Annotated in this window: 18 protein-coding genes; 11 read left to right on the forward strand and 7 right to left on the reverse strand. The window is 67.2% G+C overall.

Going from position 1 to position 18,601, the window contains the following annotated elements:
- The first annotated feature begins 77 nt into the window (after positions 1-77).
- The 5 genes from ABLE94_RS07700 to ABLE94_RS07720 all read left to right on the forward strand — a co-directional run bounded on the left by ABLE94_RS07700 (position 78) and on the right by ABLE94_RS07720 (position 5,669).
- A complete protein-coding gene (locus ABLE94_RS07700) occupies positions 78-1,604 on the forward strand; it encodes a flavin-containing monooxygenase (protein ID WP_348802499.1) in 1,527 nt (508 codons plus the stop codon).
- 50 nt (positions 1,605-1,654) lie between these two features.
- Complete coding sequence (locus ABLE94_RS07705) at positions 1,655-2,491, forward strand: SDR family NAD(P)-dependent oxidoreductase (protein ID WP_348808490.1); 837 nt, start codon at positions 1,655-1,657, stop codon at positions 2,489-2,491.
- Positions 2,492-2,669: 178 nt separating this feature from the next.
- A complete protein-coding gene (locus tag ABLE94_RS07710; protein WP_348802501.1) occupies positions 2,670-2,927 on the forward strand; it encodes a FeoA family protein in 258 nt (85 codons plus the stop codon).
- Positions 2,924-4,993, forward strand: a complete 2,070-nt coding sequence (gene feoB / locus ABLE94_RS07715; protein WP_348808491.1) for a ferrous iron transporter B — start codon at positions 2,924-2,926, stop codon at positions 4,991-4,993. Before ABLE94_RS07710 ends, feoB begins: the two co-directional genes overlap by 4 nt.
- 16 nt (positions 4,994-5,009) lie before the next feature.
- Positions 5,010-5,669 carry a NifU family protein gene (locus ABLE94_RS07720; protein WP_348808492.1) on the forward strand — a complete coding sequence of 220 codons (660 nt, stop codon included), beginning with the start codon at positions 5,010-5,012 and terminating at the stop codon, positions 5,667-5,669.
- A 52-nt stretch (positions 5,670-5,721) separates the two neighbouring features.
- Here the strand turns inward: ABLE94_RS07720 and ABLE94_RS07725 are convergent, their stop codons facing one another.
- Both ABLE94_RS07725 and ABLE94_RS07730 read right to left on the reverse strand, forming a co-directional pair.
- Entirely contained in the window at positions 5,722-6,651 is a 930-nt protein-coding gene (locus tag ABLE94_RS07725; protein ID WP_348808493.1) for a glycine betaine ABC transporter substrate-binding protein, read from the reverse strand.
- A 49-nt stretch (positions 6,652-6,700) separates the two neighbouring features.
- Positions 6,701-7,321: a MarC family protein gene (locus ABLE94_RS07730; RefSeq protein WP_348802505.1), complete on the reverse strand. Its 621-nt coding sequence runs from the start codon at positions 7,319-7,321 to the stop codon at positions 6,701-6,703.
- Between the two features lie 111 nt (positions 7,322-7,432).
- Here ABLE94_RS07730 and ABLE94_RS07735 point away from each other — a divergent pair, with 111 nt between their 5' ends.
- From ABLE94_RS07735 to ABLE94_RS07750, 4 genes are read left to right on the forward strand one after another with little or no spacing between them, the layout of a single operon-like run.
- The gene (locus ABLE94_RS07735) at positions 7,433-8,518 is read left to right on the forward strand and encodes a magnesium and cobalt transport protein CorA (RefSeq protein WP_425476169.1); all 1,086 of its coding nucleotides are present in this window, start codon (positions 7,433-7,435) and stop codon (positions 8,516-8,518) included.
- A gap of 46 nt (positions 8,519-8,564) precedes the next feature.
- Positions 8,565-9,143 carry a suppressor of fused domain protein gene (locus ABLE94_RS07740; RefSeq protein WP_348808495.1) on the forward strand — a complete coding sequence of 193 codons (579 nt, stop codon included), beginning with the start codon at positions 8,565-8,567 and terminating at the stop codon, positions 9,141-9,143.
- A 25-nt stretch (positions 9,144-9,168) separates the two neighbouring features.
- Complete coding sequence (locus ABLE94_RS07745; RefSeq protein WP_348808496.1) at positions 9,169-9,849, forward strand: metallophosphoesterase family protein; 681 nt, start codon at positions 9,169-9,171, stop codon at positions 9,847-9,849.
- On the forward strand, positions 9,839-10,696 hold the full coding sequence (locus ABLE94_RS07750) for a chromosome partitioning protein ParB (protein ID WP_348808497.1): 858 nt from the start codon (positions 9,839-9,841) through the stop codon (positions 10,694-10,696). Before ABLE94_RS07745 ends, ABLE94_RS07750 begins: the two co-directional genes overlap by 11 nt.
- A 35-nt stretch (positions 10,697-10,731) precedes the next feature.
- Here ABLE94_RS07750 and ABLE94_RS07755 read toward each other — a convergent pair whose 3' ends face one another.
- The 5 genes from ABLE94_RS07755 to ABLE94_RS07775 form a co-directional block, all read right to left on the reverse strand.
- Positions 10,732-11,961, reverse strand: a complete 1,230-nt coding sequence (locus tag ABLE94_RS07755) for an ABC transporter ATP-binding protein (protein WP_348802512.1) — start codon at positions 11,959-11,961, stop codon at positions 10,732-10,734.
- A gap of 3 nt (positions 11,962-11,964) precedes the next feature.
- A complete protein-coding gene (locus ABLE94_RS07760; protein WP_348808498.1) occupies positions 11,965-12,795 on the reverse strand; it encodes a carbohydrate ABC transporter permease in 831 nt (276 codons plus the stop codon).
- Positions 12,796-12,800: 5 nt separating this feature from the next.
- On the reverse strand, positions 12,801-14,060 hold the full coding sequence (locus ABLE94_RS07765) for a carbohydrate ABC transporter permease (protein WP_348808499.1): 1,260 nt from the start codon (positions 14,058-14,060) through the stop codon (positions 12,801-12,803).
- A complete protein-coding gene (locus ABLE94_RS07770; RefSeq protein WP_348808616.1) occupies positions 14,057-15,427 on the reverse strand; it encodes an extracellular solute-binding protein in 1,371 nt (456 codons plus the stop codon). Before ABLE94_RS07770 ends, ABLE94_RS07765 begins: the two co-directional genes overlap by 4 nt.
- Before the next feature lie 383 nt (positions 15,428-15,810).
- The gene (locus tag ABLE94_RS07775; RefSeq protein ID WP_348802515.1) at positions 15,811-16,299 is read right to left on the reverse strand and encodes a YflT domain-containing protein; all 489 of its coding nucleotides are present in this window, start codon (positions 16,297-16,299) and stop codon (positions 15,811-15,813) included.
- A gap of 110 nt (positions 16,300-16,409) precedes the next feature.
- Here ABLE94_RS07775 and ABLE94_RS07780 point away from each other — a divergent pair, with 110 nt between their 5' ends.
- Complete coding sequence (locus tag ABLE94_RS07780; protein WP_348808500.1) at positions 16,410-17,705, forward strand: magnesium transporter MgtE N-terminal domain-containing protein; 1,296 nt, start codon at positions 16,410-16,412, stop codon at positions 17,703-17,705.
- Positions 17,702-18,307, forward strand: a complete 606-nt coding sequence (locus tag ABLE94_RS07785) for a DUF1003 domain-containing protein (RefSeq protein ID WP_348808501.1) — start codon at positions 17,702-17,704, stop codon at positions 18,305-18,307. Before ABLE94_RS07780 ends, ABLE94_RS07785 begins: the two co-directional genes overlap by 4 nt.
- The last annotated feature ends 294 nt before the right edge of the window (positions 18,308-18,601 follow it).

Below are 18,601 nucleotides of genomic sequence, written 5' to 3' on the forward strand. Positions count from 1 at the left end.
TGGCCGCCATCGTAGCCTACTGACTCATGTTCAATAACTATTGACGGGTATTCAATAAGCCTCTATGGTGGGTCACCATGACAACGCATGATGTAGAGATCGCGATCGTCGGAGCCGGCTTCTCCGGACTCGGGGCCGCCATCACCCTCAGCCGCGCGGGCGTCGACGATTACGTGATCCTCGATCGCGGTGCCGACTTCGGCGGCACCTGGCGCGACAACACCTACCCGGGCGCCGCGTGCGACGTCGCGTCGAACCTGTACTCCTACTCCTTCGCGCCGAACCCCGACTGGTCGCGCTCGTACTCGCATCAGCCCGAGATCCATCGCTACATCAACTCCGTCGCCGATGACCACGGCGTCCGGGAGCGGGCCCGCTTCGGCACCGAGGTCACCCGGGCCGCGTGGGACGAGGACAGCGCGCACTGGCTGATCTCGACCACCACCGACGGAGTCGAGAACACCTACCAGGCCCGGCACCTCATCGGTGCGGTCGGCCCCCTGTGTGAACCGAACCTTCCCGACATCGAGGGCATCGAATCCTTCGCCGGCACCGTGATGCATTCGGCGCGTTGGGATTCCGACGTCGACTTCACCGGCAAGCGGGTCGCGGTGATCGGCACCGGCGCGTCGGCCATCCAGATCGTGCCGGAGCTGGCAAAGGTGGCCGGCCGGCTCGACGTCTACCAGCGCACCGCGCCGTGGATCGTGCCGCGCACCGAACGGCCCTACACCCCGGTCGAACACTGGGCCTTCAAGCACCTGCCCGCGGTCCAGACCGCGAGCCGGGCCGGCATCTACGCCTTCAACGAGTTCGTCGCCTTCGGCATGACCTACTCCCCCGCCGCGCTCAAGCCGGTGGAGATCCTGGCCCGCGCGAACATCTTCCGCGGAATCCGCGACCCGGAGCTCCGCGCCAAGGCCACCCCGAAATTCCAGATCGGCTGCAAGCGCATCCTGCGCTCGAACGCCTGGTACCCGGCACTCGACCGCGACAACGTCGACCTCGTCACCGATCCCATCGAGCGGATCACCCCCACCGGTGTGGTGACCGCCGACGGCACCACCCGTGACATCGACATCCTGGTGGTGGCCACCGGCTTCCACGTCACCGACTCCCCCGTCTTCGGCAGCATCATCGGCGCCGACGGACGCAGCCTGGCACAGGTGTGGGACGAGATCGGCATGCAGGGATACAAGGGGTCCTTCGTCCACGGGTTCCCCAACATGATGCTGATGATCGGGCCGTCCACCGGCCTCGGCCACACCTCGATGGTCTACATGATCGAATCGCAGCTCAACTACCTCGCCGACTACATCGCCACCGCCCGGCGCCGTGACGCCGTGCGGATCGACGTGACCGAGGCCGCCCAGCGTCGCTATAACGCCGGCATCCAGCACAAGCTGCGCAACAGCGTCTGGGTCAACGGCGGCTGCGCGTCGTGGTACAAGGACGCCAACGGCAACATCACCACCCTGTGGCCGGGCTTCACCTTCGATTTCCGGCGGGAGACAAGGACATTCGACGTCGTCGCCTACGACGTCAGGACCGCCGCCGACGCGGCGACCACCGTGGACCCCACGCCCGTCACCGCCGGCGCCTGATATCGCGCACGCAGTCCACACCGACCCCACAGCAGGAGAAAGCAGACACCATGAAGGACTTCCACGACAAGGTCGTCGTCATCACCGGAGCCGGATCGGGCATGGGCCGCGACCTCGCCGTCAAACTCGGCCGCATGGGCGCCAAGCTGGCCATCTCCGACCTCAACCCCGACGGCCTCGCCGAAACCGAACGCCTCGTCCGCGAGACCGGGGCGCAGGTGCACACCCAGATCCTCAACGTCGCCGAACGCGAATCGGTCCTCGAGTACGCCGAGACCGTGGTGGCCCACTACGGCACGGTCAACGTCATCTTCAACAACGCCGGCATCGCCCACCACGGCGAGATCGAACGCACCGAGTTCAAGGACATCGAGCGCGTCGTCGACGTCGACTTCTGGGGGGTTGTCAACGGCACCAAGGCATTCCTGCCGCACATCATCGCCTCCGGCGACGGCCACATCGTCAACACCTCGTCGTTGTTCGGGCTTCTCTCCGAGCCCGGGCAGGCCGCCTACAACGCCGCCAAGTTCGCCGTACGCGGCTTCACCGAGTCGCTGAACCAGGAGATGATCGTCGCCAAGCACCCGGTCAAGGTGTCGTGTGTGCATCCCGGCGGCATCAAGACGGCGATCGCGCGCAACGCCACCGCATCCGGTGACCACGATGCGCAGAGCAACGCCGCCTTCTTCGATCGATACCTGGCCCGCACCACCTCGGAGGACGCGGCCGACACCATCATCAAGGGCGTGCAGAAGAACAAGGCGCGCATCCTCGTCGGCACCGACGCGAAACTCCTCGACATCTGGGTTCGCATCGTCGCGTCGAAGTATCAGTGGATCACCGCCAAGGTGACCGCCGCCGCACTGTCCAAGGCGGCGCCGAAGTAACGATTCCGGGACGAGAGTCCGGCGAAAAGGGCCCTTCGCGTTGCGAAGGGCCCTTCTTCGATGCTGAAGTCATGACCAATGACCCTCACGGACAAGGCCAGCCGTACCTAACATGGTGTCATGGGTGTGGCATGCCGGCCAATTACATGCCGCCCCCCGTTGCAGAGGAAGGCAGTTCATGTCCACGCCAGCCCGACCGAGGATCGCACTCACGTCGTTGTCCTTGCACGACTTCGCCACGGTGACCGGTTACAGCGACTCGTGTCCCCCCGCCGTACGCAAGCGGATGGTCAGCCTCGGATTCGTCCCCGGTGCCACCGTCGCCAAGATCCGACGCGCCCCGCTCGGTGATCCGTGCGTGTACCGGGTGATGGATTACCAGATGTGCCTGCGCGCTCGTGAGGCCGACTACATCGAATGCGAGACGGACCGATGAGCGATTGCCATGACCCGGGCACGGGCCGCAGCGGGGGCGGCGTCGATGCCGACGGCAAGCCGCTGGAGAGCATCGCCCTCATCGGGAGCCCCAACGCCGGCAAGACCTCGGTCTTCAACGGCCTCACCGGCCTGCGGCTCAAGACCGCCAACTATCCGGGCGTGACGGTGAGCCGATCCGTCGGATCGCTCAAGGTTCCGTTGCCCGCCAACAAGATCCACCCCGACGGCCCCGGCGCCGCGACGACCGCCGAGACGACCACGACCATCAATCTGGAAGACCTGCCGGGCGCCTACAGTCTCGATCCGATCTCACCCGATGAGAAGGTGGTCACCGATCTCTTCGCCGGCGAGCTCGACGGTGCCCGCCGACCGGACGCCGCCATGGTCGTCGTCGACTCCACCGTCCTGCAACGGTCGCTGACGCTGGTCGCCGAGGCACTCAACCTCGACATCCCGGTGGCGATCATCCTGACCATGACCGACGAGATGGAGCGCCGCGGCGGACACGTCGACCCGGCCGGCCTGTCCGAGGCCCTCGGGGTTCCCGTCCGCGCCGTGGTGGGCACCAGGAAGTCCACCCTCGAGCCGGTGCGGAAGATGCTCGGTGACCCGGACTCGTGGAGCCGCCCGGCGGTTGCGCCGCCAACCGACGCGGGACCGCTGCTGGCCGACTGGACCGATTCGGCCCTGACCCTCGCCGATTATCGGCCCCCGCGGGAACCCGGCAGCACCAACCGCATCGACCGGGTGTTGCTGCATCCGGTGTTCGGCACCCTGGTCTTTTTGGCCGTGATGTTCGCGTTCTTCCAGGTCGTGTTCACCGTTGCGGCGCCGTTCCAGGACTGGATAGAGACGTTCTTCGGGTGGCTGGGCACGTTGGTCACCGACCATGTGACACAACCGATCCTCGCCGATTTCCTCTCGACGGCACTGATCGGCGGTGTCGGCGGTGTCCTGGTCTTCGTCCCGCAGATCGTGCTGATGTTCTTGCTGATCGCGATCATGGAGAACATCGGGTACATGTCGCGCGCGGCATTCCTCACCGATCGGGTGATGAGCCGCGCCGGCCTGGAGGGACGAGCGTTCGTCGCGATGCTCTCCTCGTTCGCCTGCGCCGTCCCCGGCATCATGGCGACGCGCACCCTGCCGTCGTCCAAGGACCGCATCGCCGTCGCGATGTCGGCGCCGCTGGTGACCTGCTCGGCCCGGCTGCCGGTCTTCGTGCTGCTCACCGGATTGCTCATCCCGTCGGATTCGCGGTTCGGTCCGGTGCACACCCAGGGTCTGGTCATGTTCGGCCTGTACCTGCTCGGCGCGCTGTCCGCGATGGCGGCGTCGGCGGTCTTCAAGCGCACCCGAAAGCTGCGCAGCGGCCTGATGCCCTTCTACATGGAGATGCCGCCCTACCGCGTTCCGACCGTGAAATCGGTGCTGCTGATGATGTGGGACTCCACCCGGATGTTCCTGCAGAAGGTCGGCAAGATCATCCTGGCCACCTCCATCGTGTTGTGGGTGCTGCTGTCACTGCCGGCCCACACCGAGGAGGCCGAACAGGTTCGCACCGACGCGGTGGCCACCGCGATCGCGCAGGGCTCCACGCAGGAGGAGGCCGACGCCATCGGTGACGCCGAATCCCGCTCGTATGTGATGGAGAACAGCTACGCCGCCTCGGTAGGCAAGTTCGTCGAGCCGGTGTTCGCTCCCCTCGGTTTCGACTGGCGCATCAACATCGCCATCCTGGGATCGTTCTCGGCCCGTGAGGTGGCGGTCTCGACGCTGGGACAGATCGGCGCGGCCGAGGATCCCGACGACCCGAGTGCGGCGCTGTCCCAGATGACCTACACCAGCGGTCCGCACCAGGGCGATAAATTGTTCGGCGCGCCGACGGTGGTGGCACTACTGCTGTTCTACGTGTACGCGCTGCAATGCATGTCGACGGTGGGAACCATTCGCCGCGAGACCAATTCGTGGCGGTGGCCGCTGATCGCCTGGGGGTACATGTTCGCCCTCGCATGGGTCACCGGCTTCATCGGATATCAGATCGCCGCGGCGATCAGCGGGTGAGGTCGCCGTGCCGATCATGTTGTTGCCCACTCCGATCGATCCCGCCGCGCCCGATGTGATCGGCTGGCGGGTCGGTCCGGGACTGGTCCGCGTCGACGACCGTCCCGAGGATGCCGAACTGCCCGCCGAACTCCACGATCTCTTCGAGCGTGGAGTCCTGCGGTCGGTGCATGTGCGGCCGGGCCGCATCGAGACCCGGGTGGGCGCCCGAACCGATGTCGCGTCGGCCGGCCCCGCCATCCGCGCGGCACTCTTCGAGGTGCTGTCCCGTCCGGGCGGCTGGCCGAGCGCCGACGATGCGCACCACACCTCCCGGTCCGACGACGCCGCGGACCCTGCGGCGTTGGTCCGCAGCGGCGCCGACCGCGAACTCGAGGCCGGCGTCCGCGAGGTCCTCGACGGCGAGTTCGGGATCTACACCGCCTCCCACGGCGGTCACGTCGAGCTGGTCGGGGTGTCGCAGGGCGTCGTCACCGTCGCGCTCACCGGCCGGTGTCACGGCTGCGCGGCGGCCGAGGTCACCCTCCGCGACAACCTCGCCGCACGTCTTCGCCGCCTACCGGGCTATGTCGACCTGCGCACCATGGACGAGCGGGCATCGTGGAATGCAGGCCCGTGTGATGACGGCCCGCGCGAGGCGACGTTCCTGGCTCGGCTGCCGGGTTTTCGGCGCTGACCGTCCGGCGCTGATCGTTCGGTGTCGCCCGGGCTGTCCAGCCCCTCGGGTGTCACACCCCGTGTTCGTTGACCCAGTCACCGGCGACGACCGCCGGTGACGCGCCGCCCCGGACCGCATCGGCCATCGTCGCGAGATCGGCAGTGGTGATCTCGCCTGCCACCCGGTTGACCGCCTTGACCTGATCCTCGGTCAGCGAGGCGGTGCGGTAGACGGGTACCAGAACCTCGGCGCGCGGTCCCGGCGCGCTGTCGGTCGCCGCCAGCGCCGTGACATCGCCCGCGGGTCCCGAGGCGGTGTCACCGGCCACCTGCAGCGGGGTGAGCAACGCGACCGCCGTGCCGGTGCCGGCGCGGGCGAGTGCCGCCGTCGCGTCGGCGACCACCTCGACCGGGCCCAGCCGGCAGCCGGCGTCGGTGAAGGCCGCCACGGTGGCCGCGTCGGGCTCGGCGGTGACGACGACGGGCAGGTCCGCGGGCAGGCGCGCACACTGGGACAGATCGTCGACGCCGGCTCCCGCCGCCAGGGTGGTGGCCACGAACAGTTGCGCTGTGGCGGTCACCGGAGTTGCATCACCGACCGAAACACCTTGCGGCAGAGAACGACTCAGATCCCGATACAGCGGGTCGACGCCGTCGTCGGTGGCGGGTGCGCCGCTCGTGGGCGCGGGGGCGGTCGACTCCAGTGCGGGCGCGAGCTGCGAGAGCAGCGCGGAGATGAACGCCGGGAACAGTTCGACGTCGGCCTGCTGCATCTGCGCCATCAGGGCGGCGTCGTCTCCGGTGTCGAGGTGCGACGACACCGATGCGCCGGCACCGCGCAGCACCGTCGCATACACCTGCGCCATCACCGTCATCTCCGGGGTGTCCGCCGACCCCATGACGAGCGCGCGCGGCGCATCGGACTCGCCGCCGCATCCGCTCAGCACCCCGATTCCGACGACCGCGGCGGCCACCGCGGCAAGGACCACTCGACATCGCACGATGATCACCGTAGCGCTCGGCGACCGTCGTCCGCGGCCACCCACCGTCTCAGCCGCCGGCCGCGATGAACCCGGCGATCGAATCGGCGATCAGCTGCACCGCGATGGCCGCCAGCAGCAGGCCGGCGATCTTCGCGAGCAGGGTGATACCGCCGACGCCGAGCACCCGGATCAGCACCGTGGAGTAGCGCAACACGATCGCGACGACGATGTGGACGCTGACGATCGCCGCGGCGATCGCCAGGTAACCGCCGACGTCGCCGGAGACCCCGCTCACCCCGACGATCACCGCCGCGATGGCGCCGGGACCGGCCAACAGCGGGGTCCCCAACGGCACCAACGCGACATTGACGTCGTCGGAGGCGGTCGGGGTTCCCGCATTGCCCAGCCCGGTCAGCAGTTGCAGCGCCACCAACAGCAACAGCAGACCACCGGCGCCCTGCAGTGCCGGGATGCCGATGTGCAGATACGTGAGGATCGCCTTGCCGCCGATCGCGAAGATACTGATCACCAACAGACTCACCAGCGGGGCCTGCCACGCCGCCCGGCGCCGATACTCCGGTGAGCGATGCCCCACCAGCGACAGGAACAGCGGGATCTGGCCGGGCGGATCCATGATCACCAACAGCGTGATCAGCGTCGTCGTGTACACCGTCACGTCAAAGGACATCCGCCGATCCTACGGCCGATGCCCGTCGGGGTCCCGGGACGCCACCGGAGCCGGCGTACCGAGAACCTCGGCCATTCGCCGCGGGGGCGTAGCATCCCAGAGATGCCGTCGATGCCCTACCTGCGCCCCGGGAATCGCGGGATCGTGCCGGGCCGCCGGGATCGCCGTCCCCTCCCGCGGATTCCCGTGCCCGTCGCCCGCGCGGTGGTCGACTGTGCCGTCTACATCGACGGAATCCGGCAACCCGGACACATCACGTACAAAGAGGCCTTCACCCAGGTCCGCACCACCGGCGAAGGATTCGTCTGGCTCGGCCTGCACGCACCCGACGACGATCAGATGGCCGGCGTCGCCGACGTGTTCGGACTGCACGAACTCGTCGTCGAGGACGCGGTGCACGCCCATCAGCGACCGAAACTCGAGATCTACGACGACATGCAGTTCCTGGTGCTGCGCACCGTGAAGTACGTCGAGCACGAGACCATCGAGAAGGCCAGCGAGGTCGTCGAGACCGGCGAGATCATGGTGTTCGTCGGACCCGACTTCGTCATCACCGTCCGCCACGGCGATCACACCCACCTCTCCGGCCTCCGACGCCGCCTCGAGGACCGTCCCGAACGTCTGCAACTCGGACCGACGGCGGTGATGCACGCGATCAGCGACCTCGTCATCGACAGTTACCTCGCGGTGACCGAGAAGATGGACGTCGACATCGTCGCCATCGAAAGCGTGGTCTTCGGCGCGCAGAAGAACTGGCTCAACATCGACACCGTGTACCTGCTCAAGCGTGAGGTCCTCGAACTGCGCCGCGCGGTCACCCCGCTGTCCGGGCCGATGTCACGACTGACCGCCGGCAGTAATCCGTTGGTGCCCAAGGAGGTTCGTCGCCATCTGCGCGATGTCGCCGATCACCTCTCCACCGTCATCGAGCGGGTCGTCGAATACGACGAACTGCTCAGCTCGCTGCTCGACGCGGCCGCGACGAAGGTGAGCATCCAGCAGAACGGCGACATGCGCAAGATCTCGGCCTGGGTCGCGATCGGCGCCGTCCCGACCATGGTCGCGGGCCTTTACGGCATGAACTTCGAGTACATGCCCGGACTGTCTGACCACGCCGGGTTCATGACCGTGGTGGTCGGACTGATCATCGCCTGTACCGGCCTGTGGGTCGTCTTCCGGCGGCATCACTGGTTGTGACACCCACACCTGGGGCACCGGTCGGCCCGGCACTACCGTGGTCGGGGTGAGCGAGTCCGTCACCGACCTGATCGAGAAGCATCTGCAGGCAGCCTTCGGCAGCCGGCCGCAACGCGCGTCGGTGACCTTCCTCGGCGTCGAACCCATCGACATCGAACGGTTCGTCGTCGGAAAGGACGCCGCATACGTGACCGTGGGTTGTGCGCGGCACCCGATGGCCGACCCGAATGAGCTCAACCCGGACCCGGTTCGCGGCCCCCGCGTGGAGATCGTTGTCCGCATGCATGCCTCGCGCCCTCTTCCCGGGCTGCATCGCCGGTTGGCCACGATCGCCGCCGCACCCGCCGTCGAAGGCCTCGTCCTGGGCGCCGACGCGTTGGTCGACCTGGGTGAACCACTGTGGGACGGCGCCCCGTTCACCGCACTGGTCACCGCCGCCGACGTCGAACTCGGCGAGGTTGACCTACCCGCCCCGATGGATCCGGTGCGATTTCTCCGGGCCGTCCCGATCACCGCCAACGAGGCGGCCTGGATGCGCCTCAAAGGCGTCGATGCACTGCGCGGGGCATGGGCGGAGGCCGCCATCGACCTTGCCGACCCCGGACGCTCGCCCGCCACAATGTGAGCCGTCGGCACACTACGCTGAGGTCGTGGTACGCATCCTGGCGGTCGCCGACGAGGTCGTCGAGTCCCTGACCTTCGGCGTCGGCATCGACGTGCGCCCAGAACTCATCCTCGGTGCCGGCGACCTGCCGTTCGACTACCTCGAACTGCTCTCCGACCTGTGCGATGCGCCCTGCGTCTACGTTCCCGGCAACCACGACCGCGATCTGCGCGGGTACCGCCGCGGCCGATCGGGATGGACACGCGCGGGCCTGCCCAGCGCCGATCCCGGTCCGGTGGGCGCCATCAACGCCGACGGACGCACGGTGACGGTGGCCGGGGTCCGGATCTGCGGCCTCGGCGGCAGCGTGCGGTACAACGGCGGACCCAACCAGTACACCGAGACGCAGCAGCGACTGCGATGCCTGTCGTTGCGGGCCCGCCGGCCCCGCATCCGCCCCGACATCCTGCTCACCCATTCACCGGCCCGAGGTGTCGGTGACGCCGACGACCGCGCCCACCGTGGCTTCGCGTGCTTTCACCCGCTGGTCGAGCACCTGCGCCCGAAGATGATGGTGCACGGTCACATTCACCCGCACGGCACGCATCCCCGCGACCTCGTCATCGGCGCCGACACCATCTCGATGAACGTCGTCGGATACTGCCGGTTCGATTTCGATCCGGCGACCGGCGATCACACGATCGCGAGGAGGAGATATGGCGCGTGACACCGGATTTCCCGACGCCGATGCCGAGAACGACTTCGCACGGATGCGGCGGTCGGCCGAACTCGCCCGTCTCACACAGTGGTTCACCCGCCAACCGGCCGATGTCAACACCATCCTGCCGTTCGACGAGGTGGTCGCCGCACTCGGCCGCACCGGCGAGACATATCTGGGCCTGCAGGTGGTGGAGGTCTCGTCCATCGTCGGCAGCGTGGATCGCACCAAGGACTTCGACCGGTACTTCCGTCCCACCTCGGCCCGGATCCGGGAACGCTGGCAGCGTCTGGCGGCGGCCCAGCGACGCGGCGAATCGGTGCCGCCGGTGCGGTTGTACCGGATCGGTTCACTGCATTTCGTGATCGACGGCCACCATCGGGTATCCATCGCCATCGCCCGGCACCTGCACACGATCGACGCCTACGTCACCGAGATCCACACCCGGATCTCACCCGAGGGCATCAACGTAACCGCGGATCTCATCCTGAAGGATCATCGCCGACTCTTCCTCGCCCGCGTCCCACTGAGCGGCGCGCAGGCCGAGGCCATCCGCCTCGCCGACCCCTTCGACTACGCCGAACTCGCAGAATCTGTGGAGGCGTGGGGATTTCGCCTCGGCCAGGAGATCGGCGAGTTCATCAGCCGGCCTGACGTGGCCCGTCGGTGGTTCGGCGAGGAGTTCCTGCCGGTCGTGCGCATGGCCCGTCGCGCCGACGTCCGACCCGACCTGGACAGCGACGCCGAACTGTACCTGTGGCTGGCGTGTGAACGATATCGACTGGTACGCAAGCACATCTGGGACGACGAGATCATCGACGAACTCCGCGACCAGCCGCACCGACGGAGACGGTGAGGCGATGGAGTCGCAGCGGTGTCGGGGCGAGCGCCTCAGCGCTTGGTGAGCAGCCCCCCACCGCTTCCGCCGGCCCGGTCACCGGCGCTCGTCACGTGCCGCAGGCTCGCACCCGACTGCTGGTCGAAGACCGACACCCGCGCCGGATCGAAGTACAGTTCGGCGCTCGTTCCGCGTCGCACCTGCGACTCCGGCGACAGCCGCGCAATCAACTGTCCCCCACCGAGAACCGCACCCGAGTCCGCCGACAACTCCTCGAGCGCGTCGTTGGTCGCGGAGCTCCCACCGAGGGAGAAGTACGCGTAATTGTCCGAGCCCATCGATTCGAGCACATCGATGTCGGCGGTGAAGGTCACACCACGCGAACGGGTATCGGCATCCAACAGCTGCGCGTCCTCGAGGTGTTCGGGCCGGATCCCGACGAGCACATCCCCGTTGCCCTTGGCCTGCGACGCCGCCGCGGTGACCTCACTCTGATCGTGCAGCGCAATGGTTCCCAACGGGGTCGAGATGCCGTCGCTGCCCAGCCGACCGGGAATGAAGTTCATCGCCGGCGACCCGATGAATCCCGCCACGAACACGTTGACCGGATTGTTGTACAGGTCTTGCGGAGAACCGATCTGCTGCACATAACCCGAACGCATCACCACCACGCGGTCGCCGAGCGTCATCGCCTCGGTCTGATCGTGGGTCACGTACACGGTGGTGGTGCCCAGTCGCTGCTGCAGTCGCGAGATCTCCGCACGCATCTGCACACGCAGCTTGGCGTCGAGGTTGGACAGCGGCTCGTCCATCAGGAATGCCTTGGGCGAGCGCACGATCGCCCGGCCCATCGCGACACGTTGACGCTGTCCGCCGGACAGGTTCGCCGGCTTACGGTCCAGGTACGGCCCGAGGTCGAGGATCTTCGCGGCCTCGTCGACCTTGGCCGCCACCTCCGCCTTGGGCAGCTTGGCCAGGGTCAGCGGAAACGCGATGTTCTCGCGCACCGACATGTGCGGATACAGCGCGTAACTCTGGAAGACCATCGCGATGTCACGATCCTTCGGGGCGCGCTCGTTCATGCGCTCACCACCGATCCGCAACTCACCGTCGGTGATGTCCTCGAGACCGGCAATCATGTTGAGCGTGGTCGACTTTCCGCAGCCCGACGGCCCGACCAGGATGATGAACTCCCCATCGGCGATGTCGATGTTCACCGAGTGGACCGCGACGGAACCGTCGGGATACTGCTTTGTGACGTTGTCCAGGACGATTTCTGCCATGGCTTATCCCTTCACGGCACCGGAGGTCAACCCGGCCACGATTCGACGTTGGAAGAAGAGCACGAAGATGATGATCGGAATGGTGATCACGACGGCCGCCGCTGCGATCGAACCCGTCGGTTCCTCGAATTGCGAACTGCCGGTGAAGTTCGCGATCGCCACCGGGGCGGTGATGGCCCTCTCGGTCGAGGTGAGCGACAGGGCGAGCAGCAGATCGTTCCAGGCGAAGATGAAGACCAGGATGGCCGCGGTGACGACGCCGGGCGCGGCCAACGGCGCGATCACCTTGCGGAAGGCCTGCCACGGGGTGGCACCGTCCATCTTGGCGGCCTTCTCCAACTCCCACGGGATCTCCCGGAAAAAAGCCGAGAGGGTGTAGATCGCCAGCGGCAACGCGAAGGTGATGTACGGCAGGATCAGACCGGGCCAGGTGTCGAACAATCCCAGCCGGCGCTCGATGTTGAACAGCGGGGTGACCAGCGAGATCTGCGGGAACATCGCGATCAGCAGCGCCGCACCGATCAGCAGTCGCTTACCCGGAAAGTCCAGGCGCGCCACCGCATACGCGGCCATCGTGCCGAGCACGACCGCGATCACGGTGGTGATCAGCCCGATACCGATCGAGTTGATCAGCGCACTGGTGAATGCGCTCGTCGAGAAGATCGACGAGTAATTGTCCCAGGTGAATTCGCGCGGGATGAAATTGCCGTCGGTGACGCTCGACGCCGGTTTGAACGACAGGCTGACGATCCACAGCAACGGGATGATCGCATAGAGGATCACCAGGATGTTGGCGATCGCCCACCAGAACTTCGGCCTTGCACCGGTACCCATGCGACCTACCTCCCCTCGGTATCGGAACCCGGTGCCGCGGCACCGAATACCTTGATGAAGATGAACGCGATGATCGCCACGCAGATGAAGATGAGAATCGAGATGGCCGATCCGACACCCAGATTGAACGCCTTGAACAGGTTGTCGTAACCGAGCATCGACACCGAGTAGGTGCTGTTCGATCCCCGGGTGAGGACGTAGATGTTGTCGAAGATGCGGAAGGCGTCCAGGGTGCGGAACAGCAACGCCACCAGGATCGCCGGCTTCATCAGCGGAAGGATGATGCGCCACAGGCGAGTCCACGCGCCGGCACCGTCGACCTGGGCGGCCTTGAGCAGATCGTCGGGTACCAACGCCAGCCCGGCGAGCAACAGCAGGGCCATGAACGGGGTGGTCTTCCACACCTCGGCGAGGACGATGATCGCCAACGACGGCCATTGTTCGGTCAGCGGCGCGGTGCCGTCGGGCAGCAGGTTCGCCAGATAGCCGGTGCCCGGGGTCCACGCGTAGTACCAGGAGAACGCCGCGGCCACGGTCACGATGCCGTACGGGATCAGGACCACCGTGCGAATGGTGCCGCGGCCGAACAGGGTTCGGTGCATCACCAGGGCAATCGCCATGCCCAGGATGAACTCGATGATCACCGACACCACCGTGATGCCCAGGGTCACCCCGAAGGCCGTCCACCAGTAGCCGTCGGTGAGCACCGTGGCGTAGTTGCCGAACCAGACGAATTCCCGCTCCCCCGGCGCCGACAGGCTCGCCTTGTTGAGCGAGAGCCACACCGCATAGATGATCGGGTATCCGGTCACCAGCGCCATCATGATGATCGACGGCAGCACCAGCCAGAACGCCAGTCGCCGTTCGGCTTTCTTGCCCTCACTGAGTCTCCTGGCGCCGGGAGCCGCCGCGGGCGCCGGGCCGGTGGGCCGCGTCGCCACCGCGGTCGCGGCGGCCGCCGCCGGAAGCGCACCGGCGCCCGCCGCCGAGCGCCCGGGTCGGTCGGCCGGACCGGCCTGTGTCGCACCGGAATCCGATGTCGCACCGCGATCCGATGCCGCACCCGCATCCGAGGTCGCACCCGAGCCCGACCCGGCAGGCGCCTTCCATACCTCCGAATGCACCGCCTTGCCGAAGGTGTGCGGCGCGGTCACGTCCAGTCCGGGTTGTTCGGGACCCGACGTCGGTGAGTTCTCGGGCACGGAATCCTCGGGCATGGCGTGACGCCCGCGGCGTCCGGAATCGTTGTCGTCGCCGGTGGTCATGGGATGAGCCCCTCCCCGTTGATCGCCTTGGTGACCGCATCGGCGAGCTGATCGACCAGGACCTCGGGGTCCCAGGCCCCCACCGGAGAGAGTTTCGCCTGCACCAGGGTCGAGATCGCCTGGTAATCGGGCGACTTCGGCCGGAGCGCGGCGTTCTCGGCCTCCAGCTGCTTCTTGATCAGATCACCCATCGGGTAGGTCTTGCGGAATTCGTCGTCGTCGTAGAGCGCGCGGTTGACCGGCGGTGTCCCGGCGTTGATCGAGTAGAACTTCTGCGCCTGCTCACTGGTGAGGCACATCGCCGCCTGGAACGCCAGATCGCGTTGTTGCGAGGTGGAGGCCACCGCGATGTTCAGACCACCGAGGGTGCTGCGGGCCCGAAGGCCCTCTCCGGCACCGGGATACGCGGCGAAGTCGAACTTCTGCCGGATCTCGTCGTTGATCGGCACCAACTGCTGGAGTTGTTCGGTGGTCGGCGGGTCGGCCAGGTTGGTCAGGAAGTCATTGTGGCGCGTCATGTCCGGCAGGAAGGGCACCGAGCCGGCCGCGGAGTTCTCGCGGATGCCGCTGAACACGAACGGCCAGTTGACCTCATAGATCGCGTCACCACTTTCCATCCCCAGTCGGGCGGCCGCCTCGTCGGAGTTGGTCAGTGACGGATCGTGTCCGGGTGCGGTGGCGACGGCCTTCATGATGCGCAACGCCCGTACGGTCGCCGCGCGGTGTTCCGGGGTGTCATTGAGCGTGACCTTGTTCGGGTCATCGGGATCGACGACCGAGCCGCCCGCACTGGCCAGGACGGAGTTGAACCACACCATCAGGCCCTCGTACTGACGTCCCTGCACCATGATCTGGCTCGGTCCGCGTTCGGCGAGACTCTTCTGGGCGTCGGCGATCATGCCCTCCCACGTCGTCGCGGGGGCGATCTGGCCGAGGGACCGCAACGTGTCCTTGCGGTACCAGAGCAGCTGGGTGTTGGTCCAGATCGGGACCGCGTACAGCTGTTCGCGATCATCGTCGGGCGTGCGCCACAACGCGGTCTCCAACGGGCCGCCGAGCGTCGACGCGGTGACCTCACCGAGGTACTCCGACGGAACCGGGACCAGCCAACCCGCATCGGCGAACTCGGCCGTCCACACCACGTCCATGCCCATCAGGTCGAGGGTGTGGTCGTTGCCCGCCAGGCGTCGCGCGAGTTGCAGACGCTGGTCGTCGGCACCCTTGGGCAGGGGCGTTGTGACGATGCGGTACCGACCACCGGACTCCTGCGAGCACCGATCGGCCTGGATCTTGATCGAATCCGCACCATCGGCAGGCGGATACAGGTTGAGCACGCCCTCTTCGTATCCGGACCCGCACGCGGTCATGATCGGCAGCACAGTCGCGAGGGCGGCGCCCGCGATCACCGCCTTTCCACGGATCCCCAAGGACGACTTGCGGTTACGCTCACCGTCCGCGGAATTGCGTCGCACGCCGCCAATCCTTCGCCGCACGCAGCCTCCTCGATGTCGTGGGCACGACGGTGAGCACCACCGTCATCTGGACGCTACGCTATCCCGCCACGCCTGTGACGATCAACACAATGGGTGCGTTCGTCCCAGATCATCAAGAATCGTGATCTGACCGTGTCACCGCATGCGCCGACGTGCATCGACGATCCGAGAAGGCGTGTGCGCCCGGGCGTGTCGGATGCACTCCACCCCCGCGGCGCCCCGCCCACCGAACGCCGGCGTCCGAGAGACCCACAACGTCAGGGGTTGAGTTTGGCGAGCATGTCGCGCGCCTTCTCCGCACTCTTCGGATCACACAGCACGTCGTAGCGGCCGGCGACGAGTTGCATGGTCGACGCGAAATCCCGTTGTCCGCGCGTGGCCGCATAGGGAATGGTCGCCGAGATCAGGCCGAAGATGATGCCGCCGACGATGCCGACCAGGATGGGCACCAGCGGATTCCCGGTGACCACCAGCGACACCAGCAGACCGAAGAACAGACCCAGCCAGGCCCCCGACACGATGCCGCCGCCGATCACCTTGCCCCAGGTGAGTCGCCCGATCACCCGCTCGACCTGCATCAGGTCGACGCCGACGATGGTGACGTCCTCGACGGTGAAGTGCTCGTCGGACAGATAGTCCACGGCCCGTTGCGCCTCGGCGTAGGTGGAGTACGAGCCGATCGGCCAGCCCTTGGGCGGGGTGGGCAGTCCCGGCGTCTGGCGCGACGGCTGCATGGGATTGGTCATCTCCGGACTCCTCGGTCATCAGGTGCGTTCACGTCCGACACTGTCGCTGTGGTCGCACCCACGAGTGGCGTGGCCACGCCGCGGGGTGCGATGCAATTACCCTTACTCCCATGTCGGCGGTGAGCAAGGTGTTCGTGGCCAGGTTAGTCGGATTGGCCGTCCTGGGTCCGGACGGTGAATCCATCGGGCGTGTGCGCGATGCCGTCATCTCCGTCCGGTTACCCGGCCAGCAGCCCCGCGCCCTGGGCCTGGCCGTCGAATTGACCACCCGCCGAAGAATTTTCGTCCCGATGCTGCGCGTCACCGCGATCGAACCGGATGCGGTGACCCTCAACACCGGCACGGTGAGCCTGCGACGCCTGCACCTGCGGCCCGGCGAGGCACTCGCCATCGGACAGATCCTGGACACCCGCGTGCGGGTGGACGATCCCGACCTGCCCGAACTCGGTGGTCAGGAGGTCGTCGTCGTCGACCTCGGGATCGAACGCACCCGCACCCGCGACTGGGTGGTCTCCCGCGTCGCCGTCCGCGCCGGTCGCCGCGGACTGCGACGCATGCAGACCCACGTGGTGGAGTGGTCGAGCGTGCAGGGCCTGACCCAGAGCACCCTGGACCTGCCCGGCCAGGGCGTCGCGCAGGCGCTGCTGCAGTTCGAGGGCATGCGCGCCGCCGACGTCGCCAACGCCCTGCGCGAACTGCCCGCGAAGCGGCGTGACGAGATCGCCACCGCACTCGACGACGAGCGCCTCGCCGATGTGCTGCAGGAACTCCCACCCGACGACCAGACCGATCTGCTCTCGCACCTGGAGATCGAGCGGGCCGCCGACGTTCTCGAGGCGATGGACCCCGACGACGCCGCCGACCTGCTCGGCGAGATGTCCGACGCCGAGGCGGAGGCGTTCCTGACCCGGATGGACCCAGAGGAATCCGAGCCGGTCCGGCGTCTGCTGACGCACTCCCCGGACACCGCCGGCGGCCTGATGACCTCCGAACCGGTCATCGTGACCGCGGCGACGACCGTCGCCGAGGCCCTGGCCCGGGTCCGTGACCCCGACATCAACCCGGCGGCGGCCAGCATCGTCTTCGTGGTCCGCCCGCCCACCTCCACCCCCACCGGCAAGTATCTCGGCTGTGTGCACGTGCAGGCGCTGCTGCGGGAGCCGCCGGCCAACATCGTCGGCGGCATCCTCGACACCGATCTGGCCCATCTGCAACCCGAGGATTCGTTGGAGACCGTCACCCGCTACTTCGCGACCTACAACCTGGTCTGCGGGCCCGTGGTCGACGATCAGGGCCACCTGCTCGGTGCCGTCAGCGTCGACGACCTGCTCGACGAACTGCTGCCCCGCGACTGGCGTGAGACCGAGCCGGCCGACGACGAGGTCAGCGATGAGGTGTCCTCATGAGTGAACCGCGGGGACGGCGCCTCGACACGCCCCGCGAGAATCGCCGACCGCGCTTCAACCTCGATTCCGACATCGTCGGCGTCTACAGCGAACGCATCGCACGCTTCCTCGGCACCGGCAGATACCTGGCCATCCAGACCGTCATCGTCATCGTGTGGGTCCTCATCAACCTGTTCGCGGTCTCGTTGCGATGGGATCCGTACCCCTTCATCCTGCTGAATCTGGCGTTCTCCACCCAGGCCGCCTACGCGGCGCCGCTGATCCTGCTCGCGCAGAACCGCCAGGAGAACCGCGACAAGGTCGCCCTCGACGAGGACCGCACGCGGGCCGCACAGACCAAGGCCGACACCGAGTTCCTCGCGCGTGAGCTCGCCGCCGTCCGGCTGGCCGTCGGCGACACCGTGACCCGTGACTACCTGCGCAAAGAGCTCGACGATCTGCTCGATGACCTCGTCGATCGGCTCGCCGCCCGCGACCTCGACACGCCCGTCGACGGTCCGCGTCGGCATACCGATCCCGATGCCGAGGCCCGGTCGGCAACACATCCGAGCCGGCGGACACCGACGAAACCGACGAATCCCGCGCGCGAGCATCGGCGCTGAGCGGTGACCGACCGGCGGTAACGCGGCATCGACCGTCGCCGATGTTCGTCTCGAGGCCCGATTCCGGGGTTCGCCGACTGGGACACCCGACCCAAATGTATGGTGGACCACAGTGCAGGGCAGGTTGATGATCCGTCACCGATTCTCGATCGGTGGTCTGCCGCCGCGCGAGTTGATGCTCCTCGGGGGGCGATAGTGCGTGAAGTGACAACGGAGTGAACGACGTGACAGGGCTGCCGACGAGATCGGGGATTGCGCCGGAACCGCAGCGGGCAACGCCACCGGGTGTGCCGA

The sequence above is a fragment of the Gordonia sp. VNK1 genome (assembly GCF_040049135.1).
Taxonomy (GTDB): Bacteria; Actinomycetota; Actinomycetes; order Mycobacteriales; family Mycobacteriaceae; genus Gordonia; species Gordonia oleivorans.

Bases quoted from the DNA above. Each gene is read 5' to 3' on its own strand.
- ABLE94_RS07710 (WP_348802501.1), top strand. From the start codon at position 2,670: ATGTCCACGCCAGCCCGACCGAGGATCGCACTCACGTCGTTGTCCTTG.
- ABLE94_RS07775 (WP_348802515.1), bottom strand. From the start codon at position 16,299: ATGACCAATCCCATGCAGCCGTCGCGCCAGACGCCGGGACTGCCCACC.
- ABLE94_RS07730 (WP_348802505.1), bottom strand. From the start codon at position 7,321: ATGTCCTTTGACGTGACGGTGTACACGACGACGCTGATCACGCTGTTG.
- ABLE94_RS07720 (WP_348808492.1), top strand. From the start codon at position 5,010: ATGTTGTTGCCCACTCCGATCGATCCCGCCGCGCCCGATGTGATCGGC.
- feoB (WP_348808491.1), top strand. From the start codon at position 2,924: ATGAGCGATTGCCATGACCCGGGCACGGGCCGCAGCGGGGGCGGCGTC.
- ABLE94_RS07780 (WP_348808500.1), top strand. From the start codon at position 16,410: ATGTCGGCGGTGAGCAAGGTGTTCGTGGCCAGGTTAGTCGGATTGGCC.
- ABLE94_RS07770 (WP_348808616.1), bottom strand. From the start codon at position 15,427: ATGACCGCGTGCGGGTCCGGATACGAAGAGGGCGTGCTCAACCTGTAT.
- ABLE94_RS07750 (WP_348808497.1), top strand. From the start codon at position 9,839: ATGGCGCGTGACACCGGATTTCCCGACGCCGATGCCGAGAACGACTTC.
- ABLE94_RS07760 (WP_348808498.1), bottom strand. From the start codon at position 12,795: ATGGGTACCGGTGCAAGGCCGAAGTTCTGGTGGGCGATCGCCAACATC.
- ABLE94_RS07755 (WP_348802512.1), bottom strand. From the start codon at position 11,961: ATGGCAGAAATCGTCCTGGACAACGTCACAAAGCAGTATCCCGACGGT.
- ABLE94_RS07705 (WP_348808490.1), top strand. From the start codon at position 1,655: ATGAAGGACTTCCACGACAAGGTCGTCGTCATCACCGGAGCCGGATCG.
- ABLE94_RS07700 (WP_348802499.1), top strand. From the start codon at position 78: ATGACAACGCATGATGTAGAGATCGCGATCGTCGGAGCCGGCTTCTCC.
- ABLE94_RS07765 (WP_348808499.1), bottom strand. From the start codon at position 14,060: ATGACCACCGGCGACGACAACGATTCCGGACGCCGCGGGCGTCACGCC.
- ABLE94_RS07785 (WP_348808501.1), top strand. From the start codon at position 17,702: ATGAGTGAACCGCGGGGACGGCGCCTCGACACGCCCCGCGAGAATCGC.
- ABLE94_RS07735 (WP_425476169.1), top strand. From the start codon at position 7,433: ATGCCCTACCTGCGCCCCGGGAATCGCGGGATCGTGCCGGGCCGCCGG.